Source organism: Streptomyces sp. NPDC043854, assembly GCF_056436005.1.
Genome location: NZ_JBWKDK010000004.1, coordinates 1 through 12,919, shown reverse-complemented (window position 1 = coordinate 12,919; position 12,919 = coordinate 1). Strand labels below are relative to the sequence as shown.

Genomic DNA, 12,919 nt, shown 5'->3' with positions numbered 1-12,919 from the left:
CGCCCTGCGCCGACGCGCCTTCACGCGGGCGCGCACCAGCGCGTGCTGCCGGCGCACGGCCGGTGCCGGCGCCTCGTACGGGCGCACACGCCGAGGGCCCGGAGCGCCGTGCGCCCCGGGCCCTCGCGTGTCGACCGTCTACGCGTCGGCGCGTGCCGCCGCCAGCAGTTCCTCGGCGTGCGCCCGCGCGGACACCGAGTCCTCGTGGCCCGCGAGCATGCGGGACAGCTCGCGGACGCGGTCCTCGCCCTCGAGGACGGTGACGCCGCTGCGGGTCACCGAGCCGTCGTTTGTCTTCTCGACCAGCAGCTGCCGGTCCGCGAAGGCCGCCACCTGCGGCAGGTGGGTGACGACGACGACCTGCGCCGACTTGGCGAGCTTCGCCAGGCGCCGGCCGATCTCGACCGCCGCCTTGCCGCCGACGCCCGCGTCGACCTCGTCGAAGAGGTACGTCGGTACGGGGTCGGAGCCGGCGAAGACGACCTCGACGGCCAGCATGACGCGCGACAGCTCACCGCCGGAGGCGCCCTTGGCGATCGGCCGCGGCTGCGCGCCCGGGTGCGGCGCGAGCAGCAGCTCGACCTCGTCGGCGCCCGAGGGCCCGTACGCGACGCGCCGGCCGCCGACCTCGACGCCGTCCTCGTCGTCCGCCTGCCGGACGTCGATGGTCACCCGCGCGTGCGGCATCGCCAGCGAGGCCAGCTCCTGCGTCACCGCGGAGGCGAACCGTGTCGCCGCCTCCGTGCGGGCGTCCGTCAGGTCCTGTGCCAGCTGCGACAGTTCGGCGTGCAGCCCGTCCCGCTCGGCGGTGAGCTCCGTGATCCGCTCGTCGTCGCCGTCGAGTTCCAGCAGCCGCGCGGAGCCCTTCTCGGCCCACTCGAGCACGGCGTCGACGGAGTCGCCGTACTTGCGCGTCAGCTGGATCAGGGCTGCCCGCCGCTCCTCCACCGCGGCGAGCCGCAGCGGATCGGCGTCGAGGTCGTCGGCGTATCCGGCCAGCTCGCCGGCCACATCGGACAGCAGGATCTGGAGCTCCCCGATCCGCTCGGCGAGCGAGCCGAGCACCGGGTCGTGCGACCGTACGGCCTCCAGGGCCCGGTGTGCGCCCGCGACGAGCGTGTTCGCGTCGACGCCCTCCGGGTCCTCGACGTTGCCGGCGAGCGCCGCGTGCGCGATCTGCGCCGCCGAGGCCAGCGCCTCGGCGTGGCCGAGCCGCTCGGCCTCCGCCGCCAGCTCCGCGTCCTCGCCGGCCAGCGGCTCGACGGCCGCGATCTCGTCCAGCCCGAAGCGGAGCAGGTCGGCTTCCTGGGCCCGCTCCCGGGCCCGGGTGGTGATCTCGTCGAGCTCGGTGGCGACGGCGCGCAGCCGCCGGTACGCGGCCGTGTACTTCTCCAGCGGGACCGCGACGGCGTCGCCGGCGTACCGGTCGAGGGCCTGCCGCTGCCGGGCGGGCCGCAGCAGGCCCTGCTGGTCGGTCTGCCCGTGGACGGCGATCAGGTCGTCCGCGAGTTCGCCGAGCAGACCGACGGGCACGGCCCGGCCGCCGACGTGGGCGCGGGAGCGCCCCTCGGCGGAGACGGTCCGGCTGATCAGCAGGGTGCCGTCGTCGAGCTCGGCTCCGGCCTCCTCGGCCCGTACGGCCGCGGGCGCGCCGGGGCGCATGACGATCCGGCCCTCCACGACCGCCGCCTTGGCGCCGATCCGTACCAGGGCCGGGTCCGCGCGCCCGCCGAGCAGCAGCCCGAGGCTGGTGACGACCATCGTCTTGCCCGCGCCGGTCTCGCCGGTCACCGCGGTGAAACCGGGCGACAGCTCGACCACCGCGTCGTCGATGACCCCGAGCGACCGTATCCGCATCTCCTCAAGCACGGGACGACCATACCGAGGTTTGACCGGTGGCATGTGACGTCACCCGCCCAGAATTCTCCGAACGGATGTGCTATTAACGACACCCGGCGGGCGCACGCGCCGGCACCGCTCCGGCGCTAAGCGGCCTCGGGGAAGTGCGGCGCGGGGGCGTGCCCCACTCCCCCGGGGCCGCTTAGTGGGGCACGCCCCGCCAACCCGACACGGGCAGCGCGAACTTGGCGACGAGCCGGTCCGTGAAGGACGCGTGGTGCAGCCGGGCGAGACGCACCGGCACCGCGCCGCGCCGGACCTCCACCCGGGCCCCGGCGGGCAGCTCGAGCGTGCGCCGGCCGTCGCACCACAGCACCCCGTGCGGGACGCCGGCCTGCACCTCCACGGCCAGCACCGAGTCCGGGGAGGTCACCAGCGGCTTGGCGAACAGCGCGTGGGCGCTGATCGGCACCATCAGCAGCGCCTCCACCTCCGGCCAGACCACCGGGCCGCCCGCCGAGAAGGCGTACGCCGTCGACCCCGTGGGGGTCGCGCAGACGATCCCGTCGCAGCCGAAGCCGGACACCGGGCGCCCGTCGATCTCCAGGACCACCTCGAGCATCCGCTCGGGGGCCACCTTCTGGACCGCGGCCTCGTTGAGCGCCCAGTCGCGGTGGACCACGTCGCCGTTGGTCCGCACGAGCACGTCGAGGGTCATCCGGTCCTCGACCTCGTACGCCCGCGTCACCACCCGGTCGACGACCTTGTCCAGGTCGTCCCGCTCGGCCTCGGCGAGGAAGCCCACGTGGCCCAGGTTGACGCCCAGCATCGGCACCCCCGAGCCGCGCGCGAACTCCGCGCCGCGCAGCAGGGTCCCGTCGCCCCCCAGCACGATCAGCAGCTCGCAGCCCTCGAGCGCCTCCGGGGTGCCCTCGGCCACGAGTTCCACCTCGGGCGGCAGCGGCAGGTCCCGCGCCTCGTGCTCCAGGACCCGCACGCCCAGGCCACACCTGAGCAGACCCTGCACGACCAGCTCGGCGCTGCGGATGGCCGCCGGCCGACCGGTGTGCGCGACCAGGAACACGGTCCGCCCGGCCGCCGGGTGCGCTCGCCCCTCCGCGGCGGCCGCAGCCGCCGCACCCCCGGAGCCCGTCAAATCCGCAGGATCCGCAGAACCCGCAGAACCCGTTGAAGCTGTTGAAGCTGTTGAAGCTGTTGAACCGTTCGATCCCGCTGAATCTGTCACTGCGGCCCCTCCGCCACTGCACGGTCGACATCCTCCGGGTCGAGTGCCGGTGCCCCCGCCCGCAGCCACAGAAAGTACTCGACGTTGCCCGACGGGCCCGGCAGCGGACTCGCGGTCACCCCGAGCACGCCCAGCCCCAGCGCCGCCGCCTGCGCGGCGACCCCGCGCACGGCCTCCGCGCGCAGCTCGGGGCTGCGCACCACGCCGCCGCTGCCGAGCCGCTCCTTGCCGACCTCGAACTGCGGCTTGACCATCAGAACCAGGTCGGCGTCCGGTGCGCAGCAGGCGACGAGCGCCGGCAGCACCAGGCCGATCGAAATGAAGGACAGGTCGCCGACGACGAGGTCGACGGGGATCCCGTCGATCTGCTCCAGGGTGAGCTCGCGGACGTTGGTGCGGTCCTTGACGGTGACCCGGTCGTCGCTCTGAAGCGACCAGGCGAGCTGCCCGTAGCCGACGTCGACGGCCATCACGTGGGCGGCGCCCGCGCGCAGCAGCACGTCCGTGAAGCCGCCGGTGGAGGCGCCGGCGTCCAGGGCGCGGCGGCCCTCGACGACGAGGCCCTGCGGCTGGAAGGCGGCGAGTGCGCCCGCCAGCTTGTGGCCGCCCCTGGAGACGTAGTCGGGGTCGTTGTCGTCCTCGAGGACGACGAGGGCCGCGCTGGTCTCGACCTGGGTGGCCGGCTTGGTCGCGGTGGTCCCGCCGACGGTGACCCGGCCCGCGGCGATCAGCTGCGCGGCGTGCTCCCGCGAGCGGGCCATGCTGCGGCGTACCAGTTCGGCGTCCAGGCGGCGGCGTGCCACTCCTGCCACGTTCGGTTCAGCTCCTGTTTTCGTACGGTCCGGGGACGGGCGGTGCGTCCAGCGCGGTCAGCGCGTCACGCAGGCCCCTGTGCACATCCTCGTACACCGCGGCGTGTCCGTCCGCCGTGAGGTGGTCGGCGTCGGCCAGCCGCTCGAGGTGCGTGTCCACCGCGGCGTTCCCGGTGGGTGTGCGGACGAGGCCCAGCGGCGCGGGACCGGCGGGCCCGGCGGCGGCCTGCGCGGCCCGATCCGCCTCCTCGGGTCCCTGGCCGGCGGCCCCCTCGAGTACGTCGGGTCCGTCGCCGCCGGCCCCTTCGAGTACGTCAGGTCCGTCGGGGGCCCCCGTGCCCGCGGAGGGCTCCGGCGCCACGGGGGTTTCGGACGCGTCGGGCGCTTGGTGGCTCATGCCCCGACGCTACCCCGAAGCGTGCGAGCGGCCACCCGCGGTTCTGCGGTACGGTCGAGATCACGATGGCTACGATCGAGCAGTGCCGAGCGGCACTCGACCGACTCTCCGACAATCTGGCGCGGGCCGACGGCGACGTGCGCGGCGCGGCCGCTCTCGACCGCTCCCTGAGCTGCCACGTCACCGACCTCGACCGGACCTTCTCGGGCCGCCTCGGCGGCGGCCGGATCAGGGTCGAGGCGGTCGCCCCCGGCCCGCCCGCCGCGAAGGCGCAGATCCGGCTCGCGATGACCGGCGACGACCTGGTCGCGATGGTCGCGGGCGAGCTGGCGTTCGCCAAGGCCTGGGCCTCCGGCCGGGTCCGGCTGGAGGCGGGCGTACGCGACCTGTTCCGGCTCAGGAACCTCCTCTAGCGACAGCGACAGCGACCACGACGGCGCGGGCGGCCGGCGCGGGCGCAGGCGGACGCGCCCCCACGGGCGGCGGGCCCGCCCCGCGCCCTCAGACGGTGGCGGCCTCGGTCCGGGCGGTGCGTGCGGAGGTCCGGGCCGCCGGGATCACCAGCGGCGTGCCCGTCTCCGGGTCGTCGATGATCCGGCAGCGCAGCCCGAAGACCTTCTCGACCAGCTCGGCGGTGACCACCTCGGCCGGCGGCCCCTCCGCGACGACCTTCCCGCCCCGCATGGCGATCAGGTGGGTGGCGTAGCGGGCGGCGTGGTTGAGGTCGTGGAGGACGGCGACGAGGGTCCGCCCCTGGTTCTCGTGGAGCTCGGCGCACAGGTCGAGCACGTCGATCTGGTGCTGGATGTCCAGGTAGGTGGTCGGCTCGTCCAGGAGCAGCAGCGGTGTCTGCTGCGCGAGCGCCATGGCGATCCACACGCGCTGGCGCTGCCCGCCCGACAGCTCGTCCACGCTGCGGTCGGCGAGCTCGGCGACCCCGGTCGAGGCCATCGACTCCCGGACGATCCGCTCGTCCTCCTTCGACCACTGCCGCAGCAGCCCCTGGTGCGGGTACCGGCCGCGCGCGACGAGGTCGGCGACGGTGATCCCGTCCGGGGCGACGGAGGACTGCGGCAGCAGGCCCAGGGTCTTCGCGACCTTCTTCGCCGGCATGGAGCCGATGGCCTGCCCGTCGAGCAGCACCTGCCCGGCGGCCGGCTTCAGCATCCGCGAGAGGGCGCGCAGGAGCGTGGACTTGCCGCACGCGTTGGGTCCGACGATCACCGTGAAGGAGTTGTCGGGGATCTCCACGGACAGGTTCTCGGCGATGACCCGCTGCTCGTAGCCGAGGGTCACGTTCTGCGCGGTCAGCCGCTGCTGCACCTGCGTACTCCTTGAGTTGGTCATATACGTCCCGCCCTGCGCTCGGTGACGAGCAGCCAGAGCAGATAGACACCGCCGACGAGCCCGGTCAGCACGCCCACCGGCAGCTGGTCGGCGCCGAACGCCCGCTGTGAGGCCCAGTCGGACAGCATCAGCAGGACGGAACCCATCAGCGCGCCGGTGAGCAGGTTCGACCCGGGCGAGCGGGTCAGGCGGCGGGCCAGCTGGGGCGCGGCGAGCGCGACGAAGCTGATCGGCCCGGCCGCGGCGGCGGCCGCGGTGGTGAGGAGGACCGCCGCCAGCATGAGCAGCATCCGCATGCGCTCGACCCGCACCCCGAGGGCGTACGCGGCGTCGTCGCCCATCTCGGTCATCCGCAGGGCCCGGCCCTGCCCGAGGACCAGCGGGAACAGCACGGCGCAGGTCGCCAGCAGCGGCCACACCTGGCTCCAGTCCCGGCCGGCGAGCGAGCCGGTCAGCCAGACCATCGCCCGGGTGGCGTCGACGAGCTGGGCCTTGGTCAGCAGGTACTGGATGGCGGCGACGAGGATGGCGGAGGTGCCGATGCCGACGAGCACCAGCCGGTAGCCGTTGATGCCGCGCTTGTACGACACGAGGTAGATGAAGACGCCGGTGAGCACGCCGCCGGCCAGCGCCCCCGCCGCGACCGTGTTCGCGTCGCCCTTGAACACGATGATGACGACGAGGGCGCCGACGGCCGAGCCGTAGTGGAAGCCGAGCAGGTCCGGGGAGCCGAGCGGGTTCCGGGACAGGGACTGGAAGATCGACCCGGCCATGCCGAGCGCGGCGCCGACGAGCAGGGCGACCAGGACCCTCGGCAGCCGCAGGTCGTTGACGATGAAGTCGTGCGCGGGCGTGCCGTTGCCCAGCAGGGTCCGTACGACGTCCCCCGGCGCGATCTCGAAGTCGCCGGTGCCGATCAGCAGGACGGCCAGGGCCGCCACGGCGGCGGTGAGCAGCAGCCCGGCGGCCAGCGCCCGCGGCTCCACGCGCAGCGACAGCCCGCCGGGGCCGCGCAGGGTCCGGGTCGGGGAGCCGAACCGGGTTCGGCCCGCTCGGAGTTCGACGGTCACAGCTGGGCCATCCTCTTGCGCCGGACGAGGTAGATGAAGACGGGTCCGCCGATGAGGGCGGTGACGATGCCGACCTGGAGCTCGGCGGGCCGGGTGACGACCCGGCCGATGACGTCCGCGCCCAGCAGCAGGACCGGCGACAGGACCGCCGAGTAGGCGAGCACCCACCGCATGTCGGGCCCGGTGATGATCCGGACCAGGTGCGGGATCATCAGTCCGATGAAGACGATCGGCCCGCAGGCGGCGGTCGCCGCCCCGCACAGCAGGGTGATGGCGGCCATGGCCGCGATCCGGGTCCGCGTCAGGTGCGCGCCGAGGGCCCGCGCCGTGTCGTCGCCCATGGCCATCGCGTTGAGCGGCCGGCCGAGCGCCAGCGCGAGGACCGCGCCGACGAGGAGGAACGGGGCCACGTGCCGGACGGTGTCCATGTTGGCCGAGGCCAGCGAGCCCACCGTCCAGAAGCGGAGCTTGTCGAGCGCCTTGCTGTCCATCAGCTGCACGGCGTTGATGTAGCCGGTGAGGGCCGCGCTGGCCGCCGTCCCCGCGAGCGCGAGGCGCACCGGCGTGGCACTGCGGCTGCCGCCGAGCACGTACACGACGACCGAGACGACGGCGGCGCCCAGCAGGGCCCACCACACGAACGCGGTCAGGCTGGAGGCGCCGAGGAAGCTGATGGCCGACACGACGGCGGCCGCGGCTCCCGCGTTGACGCCGAGGATGCCGGGCTCGGCCAGCGGGTTGCGGGCCAGCGCCTGCATCACCGCGCCGGACAGCCCGAGCCCCATGCCGACCATCAGCCCGAGGAGGGTGCGCGGGATCCGCAGATCGCGCACCACCACGTCGGAGGGGGTCCCCGCGTAGTGGAACAGGCCGTGCCAGACCTCGTCGAGGGGCATCTGCTTGGCGCCGACGGCGATGCTCGCCACCGCGACGAGGGCCAGCACCACGAAGGCGCCGATCAGGCCGGCGGCGCGGGCCGCGTGCCGCGCGCGCGGGGCGGCGACCGGCGCAGCGCTCTGTTCAGGGGGACTCTCGACCAACACGCAGGTTAGGTTAGCCTACCCTGCACGTTTTCTTGATCTCTGCTCTCCCCGATTCTGGCGCCTACAACCCGGTCCTGGCCAGCGCCTTCCCCGCGTCCAGGGTGCAGGAGCCGTCCCCCGCCCAGGTCCACGCGGCCGCGCACAGCGCCCGCAGCCCGTCGACCGGGTCGCCCTCGCCGTGCAGTTCGAGTGCGCCGTCCCCGGCGGCCGCGGTCCAGCCCCCGCAGCGGAAGCCCTCCGCGGCCGCCGTGACCGCCGGCTGCCCGGTCAGCAGCCCGCGCAGGTCCCGGTCCACGTACGTCGGCCGGTGCCGGGGCTCGGCCCGCAGCAGCTGTGCCCCGTCCGCGATGCCGGTCAGCACCAGCAGCGAGTCCACCTCGCCGTTGAACGCCCCCTCGATGTCGGTGTCCAGCCGGTCCCCGACCACCAGCGGCCGCCTGGCCCCGGTCCGCAGCACCGTCTCGCGGTGCATCGGGGGCAGCGGCTTGCCCGCCACCTGCGGTTCGGCGCCCGTGGCGATCCGTACGACCTCCACCGCCGCCCCGTTGCCCGGGCCGATGCCCCGCCCCGTCGGGATGGTCAGGTCGGTGTTGGACGCGTACCAGGGCACCCCGCGGTTGACCGCGTACGAGGCCTCCGCGAGCCGCCCCCACGGCAGTTCGGGACCCCCGTACCCCTGGACGACCGCGGCGAGACCCTCCTCGTCGGCGGACTCGACCGGCACCAGCCCGCGCTCGCGCAACGCGACCCGCAACCCCTCCCCACCGATCACCAGCACCTTCGCACCGGGCGCCACCTGCTCCGAGATCAGCCGGGCCACGGCCTGCGCCGAGGTGATGACCTCGCCGGCCTCGGTGGGGATGCCCAGCTCGCCCAGGTGTGCGGCAACGGCGTCGGGCGTCCGCAGCGCGTTGTTCGTGACGTACGCCAGGTGCATGCCCCCGGCCCGGGCCGCGGCCAGCGACTCCACCGCGTGCCCGATGGCCTCGCCGCCCGCGTACACGACACCGTCGAGATCCAACAGAGCCGTGTCGTACGCCTGGTGCAGGGCGATTTCGCTGCCCGCCGGACCGGTCCTGCTCTGCCGGGTCATCCTGTCCACTCCCTGTCGGCTCGATCCGCTCGATCTTCGATCGACCCCGGCCACACGCCCGCCGAGGTCTTCCTCACTCGATCATCCCGCATCGCGGAACGCGCCTTACCATGCACCAATGACCACTTCTGGCACCACGCACGACGGGCTGCGCCTGATCCCCTTCCACGGCCTGCGCTACGTCCCGGAACGCGTCGGCAGCCTGGCCGCCGTCACCTCACCGCCGTACGACGTGGTGGTGCGCCCCGACGGCGTCGACTACCTGGAGTCCGCCGACCCGCACAACATCGTCCGCCTGATCCTCCCGCAGGCCGAGACGCCGGACGCCCGCAACGAGCAGGCCGCGCAGACCCTGCAGGACTGGCTGGCCAAGGGCGTCCTGAGCGCGGACTCGGAGCCCGCCCTGTACGTGTACGAGCAGCGCAAGGGCCGCCTGCTCCAGCGCGGCATCATAGGGGCGCTGGCGCTGTCCCCGGCGGACGCCGGCATCGTCCTCCCGCACGAGGACGTCATGCCGCACGTGGTCACCGACCGGGCGGGGCTGATGCGGGCCACGTCCGCGAACCTGGAGCCGCTCCTCCTCACCTACCGGGGCGGCGACGCCGTGTCCGGCGCGGCGGAGGTCGTCGAACGGGCCGCCCGGCGCGCCCCCCTGCTGGCCACGACCACGGAGGACGGCGTCGAGCACCGGCTGTGGGCCGTCACCGACCCCGCCGACCAGACCGCCATCACGGCCGATCTCCGCCACCGCCAGGCGCTGATCGCCGACGGCCACCACCGCTGGGCGACGTACCTGCGCCTGCAGCAGGAGCACGAGTCCCCGACGCCGTGGGATTTCGGCCTCGTCCTCCTCGTGGACACGGCCCGCTACCCGCTCCAGGTGCGTGCCATCCACCGGATGCTGCACCGCCTCCCGGTCGCCGAGGCGCTGGCCGCCGTCGAGGGAGGCTTCCGGGTCCGCCGCATCGACGGCCCGCTGCCGCAGGCTCTGGAGGCCCTCGGGGACGCCGCCGAGCGGAGCAACGCCTTCCTCCTCACCGGTGACGGTACCTTCCACCTGGTCACCGACCCGGACCCGGAGCTCCTGGACCGGACCGTGCGCCGGGACCGGCCCGAGGCCTGGCGCCGGCTGGACGCGACCGTGCTGCACGCGACGCTCCTCGACACCCTGTGGCGGATCCCGGACACACCCGACCAGATCACGTACATCCACGACGCGGCGGCCACCGTCGCCATGGCCGAGCGGCACGGCGGCACCGCGGTCCTGCTGCACCCCGTGCGCGAGGAGGTCGTACGGGAGCTGGCCCGCCAGGGCGTGACGATGCCCCGCAAGTCGACCTCGTTCGGCCCGAAGCCGGCGACAGGACTGGTCCTGCGCAGCCTGAGCTGACGCCGGACACGCGCTGACGCCGGACACGGCGGAGGGCGGCACCCCGTCGGGGGTGCCGCCCTCTTCCACTCACTTCAGCGCTCAGGCCTCGTCGCGGTCCCGGACCTCGTCCTCGACGACCACAGCCTCGTCGGCAACGTCGGCGTCGGCGTCGGCGTCCGCCTCGGACTGCGCGATCGGCTCGTACTCGTCGTCGTCCTCGTCGTAGTACTCGGTCTGGTCGGCGGCGCGCTCGGCGCGGGCCACCTCGGCGGGGTCCTGGCCGTCGAACTCGTCCTCGTCGGCGCCCCCGTCCTCGTCGGTGTCCAGCGCGTCGACGAACTCGACGCCGTCCAGCTCGGCGAGCCGGTCGGAGGCGTCCGTCGCGCCGTCCCGGTCCGCCTCGAGGGCCTTGGCGAACCACTCGCGGGCCTCGTCGGCGCGGCCGGCCGCGACCAGGGCATCGGCGTAGGCGTACCGCAGGCGCGCGGTCCACGGCTGCACGGCGCTCGAGGCCAGCTCCGGGCTCTGCAGGGTGACGATGGCGGCCTCGAGCTGCCCCATGTCACGCCGCGCGCCGGCGGCGACCAGGCGCATCTCGACCTGGCCGGCCTTGTCGAGCTTCTGCACCTCGGGCTCGCCGGCCATGGCCAGGGCCCGCTCCGGACGGCCGAGGCCGCGCTCGCAGTCGGCCATGATCGGCCACAGCTCGACGGAGCCGGTCATGCGCTTGGCGGCACGGAACTCCGCGAGCGCCTCGCTGTACTTCTGCACGGCGTACGCGGCGAAGCCGGCGGCCTCGCGGACGGCGGCGACGCGGGAGGCGAGCCGCAGGGCGATGCGCGAGTACGCGTACGCCCGCTCCGGCTCCTCGTCGATCAGGCGGGCGACCATGACCAGGTTCCGGGAGACCTCTTCGGCCAGCCCCTTGGGCAGGCTCAGAAGCTCCTGGCGGACGTCGGCGTCGATCTCCATGCCGGTGACGTCCTCGTCGATCGGCAGCCGCTTGACCGGCTCGCGGTCACGGTCGCGGTCGCGGTCCGCCCGGCCGCCGTCGCGCTCGCCGCGGTAGCCGCCCCGGTCGTCGCGCCCACGGAAGCCACCGCGGTCACGGTCGTCACGGCGCCCGTAGGAGGGACGCTCACCGCGCTCGTCACGGCGGTAGCCGCCACGCTCACCGCGGTCGTCACGGCGGAACCCGCCACGCTCGTCATCGCGACGCGGGTACGAGGGACGCTCGCCGCGGTCGTCACGACGCGGGTACGAGGGACGCTCGCCCCGGTCATCCCGGCGGAACGAAGGACGCTCACCCCGGTCGTCACGACGCGGGTAGGAAGGACGGTCCTCACGACGCCCGTACGACGGACGCTCGCCGCGGTCATCGCGACGGAACCCACCACGCTCGTCATCGCGACGCGGGTACGAGGGACGCTCACCCCGGTCGTCGCGACGCGGGTACGAGGGACGCTCGCCGCGGTCGTCGCGACGGAACCCGCCACGCTCGTCATCGCGACGCGGGTAGGACGGACGCTCGCCGCGGTCGTCACGGCGGAAGGAAGGGCGCTCACCGCGGTCGTCACGACGGAACCCACCACGCTCGTCATCGCGACGCGGGTACGAGGGACGCTCGCCGCGGTCATCCCGGCGGAACGAAGGACGCTCACCCCGGTCGTCACGACGCGGGTAGGAAGGACGGTCACCACGGTCGTCGCGGCGGAAGGACGGACGCTCACCGCGGTCGTCACGGCGGAACCCACCACGCTCGTCATCGCGACGCGGGTACGAGGGACGCTCACCCCGGTCGTCACGACGCGGGTACGAGGGACGCTCGCCCCGGTCATCCCGGCGGAACGAAGGACGCTCACCCCGGTCGTCACGACGCGGGTAGGAAGGACGCTCGCCGCGGTCGTCACGGCGGAAGGACGGGCGCTCGTCGTCGCGGCGCCCGTAGGAGGGACGGTCGCCGCGGTCGTCACGGCGGAACGGGCGGTCGCCACCGCGGTCGTCGCGGCCGCCGCGGTAGCCGCCCCGGTCACCGCCGGCGGGTCGGCCGCCGTATCGGTCGTCGTCGCGGCGCCCGTAGGAGGGACGGTCGCCGCGGTCGTCACGGCGGAACGGGCGGTCGCCGCCACGGTCGTCACGACGGAAGCCGCCACCGTACGGGCGGCCACCGCGGTCGTCCCGGCGGTCGCCGCCGCGGTCGTCGCGGCCCCCGCGGTAGCCACCCCGGTCACCGCCGTCGTTGCGACGAGGCTCGCGCTCCGGACGCTCGTCGGGAGAGTTGGACATGGGTGTGACTCCTGTCTTCGGTACCGCTAGTCATTCTCGCGCAACCGAACCGTGGCCGCGCTTCGGCGTAAAGAGGGAAAAACAAAAAGGACCCTTGGTCCAGCGTTGAACGCTGGACCAAGGGTCCTGAAAGATTGTTCGGCGGCGTCCTACTCTCCCACAGGGTCCCCCCTGCAGTACCATCGGCGCTGAAAGGCTTAGCTTCCGGGTTCGGAATGTAACCGGGCGTTTCCCTAACGCTATGACCACCGAAACCCTATCGGTTTCGAGCGAACAAGCACACTCTGTAGTTGTGTTCCAGCTCTAGAAACCAGCAACTGTTCGTTGCTTCAGAACTAACACAGTGGACGCGAGCAACTGAGGACAAGCCCTCGGCCTATTAGTACCAGTCAGCTCCACCCGTTACCGGGCTTC

The 12,919-nt window shown here is 73.7% G+C and carries 11 protein-coding genes, 1 rRNA gene and 1 pseudogene; 2 read left to right on the top strand and 11 right to left on the bottom strand.

What is annotated here, in order from left to right:
* Nucleotides 1–138 precede the first annotated feature (138 nt).
* The 4 genes from recN to AC068A_RS05080 form a co-directional block, all read right to left on the bottom strand.
* Entirely contained in the window at nucleotides 139–1,857 is a 1,719-nt protein-coding gene (gene recN, locus AC068A_RS05095) for a DNA repair protein RecN (protein WP_478581470.1), read from the bottom strand.
* 184 nt (nucleotides 1,858–2,041) lie between these two features.
* A complete protein-coding gene (locus AC068A_RS05090; protein WP_478580904.1) occupies nucleotides 2,042–2,995 on the bottom strand; it encodes an NAD kinase in 954 nt (317 codons plus the stop codon).
* A gap of 86 nt (nucleotides 2,996–3,081) precedes the next feature.
* Nucleotides 3,082–3,897: a TlyA family RNA methyltransferase gene (locus tag AC068A_RS05085; protein WP_478580902.1), complete on the bottom strand. Its 816-nt coding sequence runs from the start codon at nucleotides 3,895–3,897 to the stop codon at nucleotides 3,082–3,084.
* A gap of 7 nt (nucleotides 3,898–3,904) precedes the next feature.
* Nucleotides 3,905–4,294, bottom strand: a complete 390-nt coding sequence (locus AC068A_RS05080) for a hypothetical protein (protein ID WP_478580900.1) — start codon at nucleotides 4,292–4,294, stop codon at nucleotides 3,905–3,907.
* A 65-nt stretch (nucleotides 4,295–4,359) separates the two neighbouring features.
* On the opposite strand from AC068A_RS05080, the gene AC068A_RS05075 reads away from it, so the two are divergent.
* Nucleotides 4,360–4,707: a sterol-binding protein gene (locus AC068A_RS05075; protein WP_478580899.1), complete on the top strand. Its 348-nt coding sequence runs from the start codon at nucleotides 4,360–4,362 to the stop codon at nucleotides 4,705–4,707.
* Between the two features lie 88 nt (nucleotides 4,708–4,795).
* Here the strand turns inward: AC068A_RS05075 and AC068A_RS05070 are convergent, their stop codons facing one another.
* The 4 genes from AC068A_RS05070 to AC068A_RS05055 all read right to left on the bottom strand — a co-directional run bounded on the left by AC068A_RS05070 (nucleotide 4,796) and on the right by AC068A_RS05055 (nucleotide 8,847).
* Complete coding sequence (locus tag AC068A_RS05070) at nucleotides 4,796–5,641, bottom strand: ABC transporter ATP-binding protein (protein WP_478580897.1); 846 nt, start codon at nucleotides 5,639–5,641, stop codon at nucleotides 4,796–4,798.
* Nucleotides 5,638–6,711 (bottom strand): FecCD family ABC transporter permease, encoded by a 1,074-nt coding sequence (locus AC068A_RS05065; protein WP_478580895.1) that lies wholly within the window; start codon nucleotides 6,709–6,711, stop codon nucleotides 5,638–5,640. Before AC068A_RS05065 ends, AC068A_RS05070 begins: the two co-directional genes overlap by 4 nt.
* On the bottom strand, nucleotides 6,708–7,754 hold the full coding sequence (locus AC068A_RS05060; RefSeq protein WP_478580892.1) for a FecCD family ABC transporter permease: 1,047 nt from the start codon (nucleotides 7,752–7,754) through the stop codon (nucleotides 6,708–6,710). Before AC068A_RS05060 ends, AC068A_RS05065 begins: the two co-directional genes overlap by 4 nt.
* 61 nt (nucleotides 7,755–7,815) lie before the next feature.
* Nucleotides 7,816–8,847: an HAD hydrolase-like protein gene (locus AC068A_RS05055; protein WP_478580890.1), complete on the bottom strand. Its 1,032-nt coding sequence runs from the start codon at nucleotides 8,845–8,847 to the stop codon at nucleotides 7,816–7,818.
* Between the two features lie 118 nt (nucleotides 8,848–8,965).
* Between AC068A_RS05055 and AC068A_RS05050 the strand changes: the two genes are divergently transcribed.
* Nucleotides 8,966–10,237 (top strand): DUF1015 family protein, encoded by a 1,272-nt coding sequence (locus tag AC068A_RS05050; RefSeq protein WP_478580888.1) that lies wholly within the window; start codon nucleotides 8,966–8,968, stop codon nucleotides 10,235–10,237.
* Between the two features lie 81 nt (nucleotides 10,238–10,318).
* Here AC068A_RS05050 and AC068A_RS05045 read toward each other — a convergent pair whose 3' ends face one another.
* The 3 genes and pseudogenes from AC068A_RS05045 to rrf form a co-directional block, all read right to left on the bottom strand.
* Complete coding sequence (locus tag AC068A_RS05045; RefSeq protein ID WP_478581467.1) at nucleotides 10,319–11,191, bottom strand: tetratricopeptide repeat protein; 873 nt, start codon at nucleotides 11,189–11,191, stop codon at nucleotides 10,319–10,321.
* A 318-nt stretch (nucleotides 11,192–11,509) separates the two neighbouring features.
* Nucleotides 11,510–12,505, bottom strand: a pseudogene (locus tag AC068A_RS05040) (hypothetical protein); the annotation flags it as partial.
* Nucleotides 12,506–12,641: 136 nt separating this feature from the next.
* A 5S ribosomal RNA gene (rrf, locus tag AC068A_RS05035) occupies nucleotides 12,642–12,758 on the bottom strand.
* Nucleotides 12,759–12,919 lie beyond the last annotated feature (161 nt).

Excerpts from the sequence above, each read along its gene's own strand:
- recN (WP_478581470.1), bottom strand. The coding sequence starts at position 1,857 with ATGCGGATACGGTCGCTCGGGGTCATCGACGACGCGGTGGTCGAGCTG.
- AC068A_RS05080 (WP_478580900.1), bottom strand. The coding sequence starts at position 4,294 with ATGAGCCACCAAGCGCCCGACGCGTCCGAAACCCCCGTGGCGCCGGAG.
- AC068A_RS05075 (WP_478580899.1), top strand. The coding sequence starts at position 4,360 with ATGGCTACGATCGAGCAGTGCCGAGCGGCACTCGACCGACTCTCCGAC.
- AC068A_RS05070 (WP_478580897.1), bottom strand. The coding sequence starts at position 5,641 with ATGACCAACTCAAGGAGTACGCAGGTGCAGCAGCGGCTGACCGCGCAG.
- AC068A_RS05055 (WP_478580890.1), bottom strand. The coding sequence starts at position 8,847 with ATGACCCGGCAGAGCAGGACCGGTCCGGCGGGCAGCGAAATCGCCCTG.
- AC068A_RS05050 (WP_478580888.1), top strand. The coding sequence starts at position 8,966 with ATGACCACTTCTGGCACCACGCACGACGGGCTGCGCCTGATCCCCTTC.
- AC068A_RS05045 (WP_478581467.1), bottom strand. The coding sequence starts at position 11,191 with ATGGAGATCGACGCCGACGTCCGCCAGGAGCTTCTGAGCCTGCCCAAG.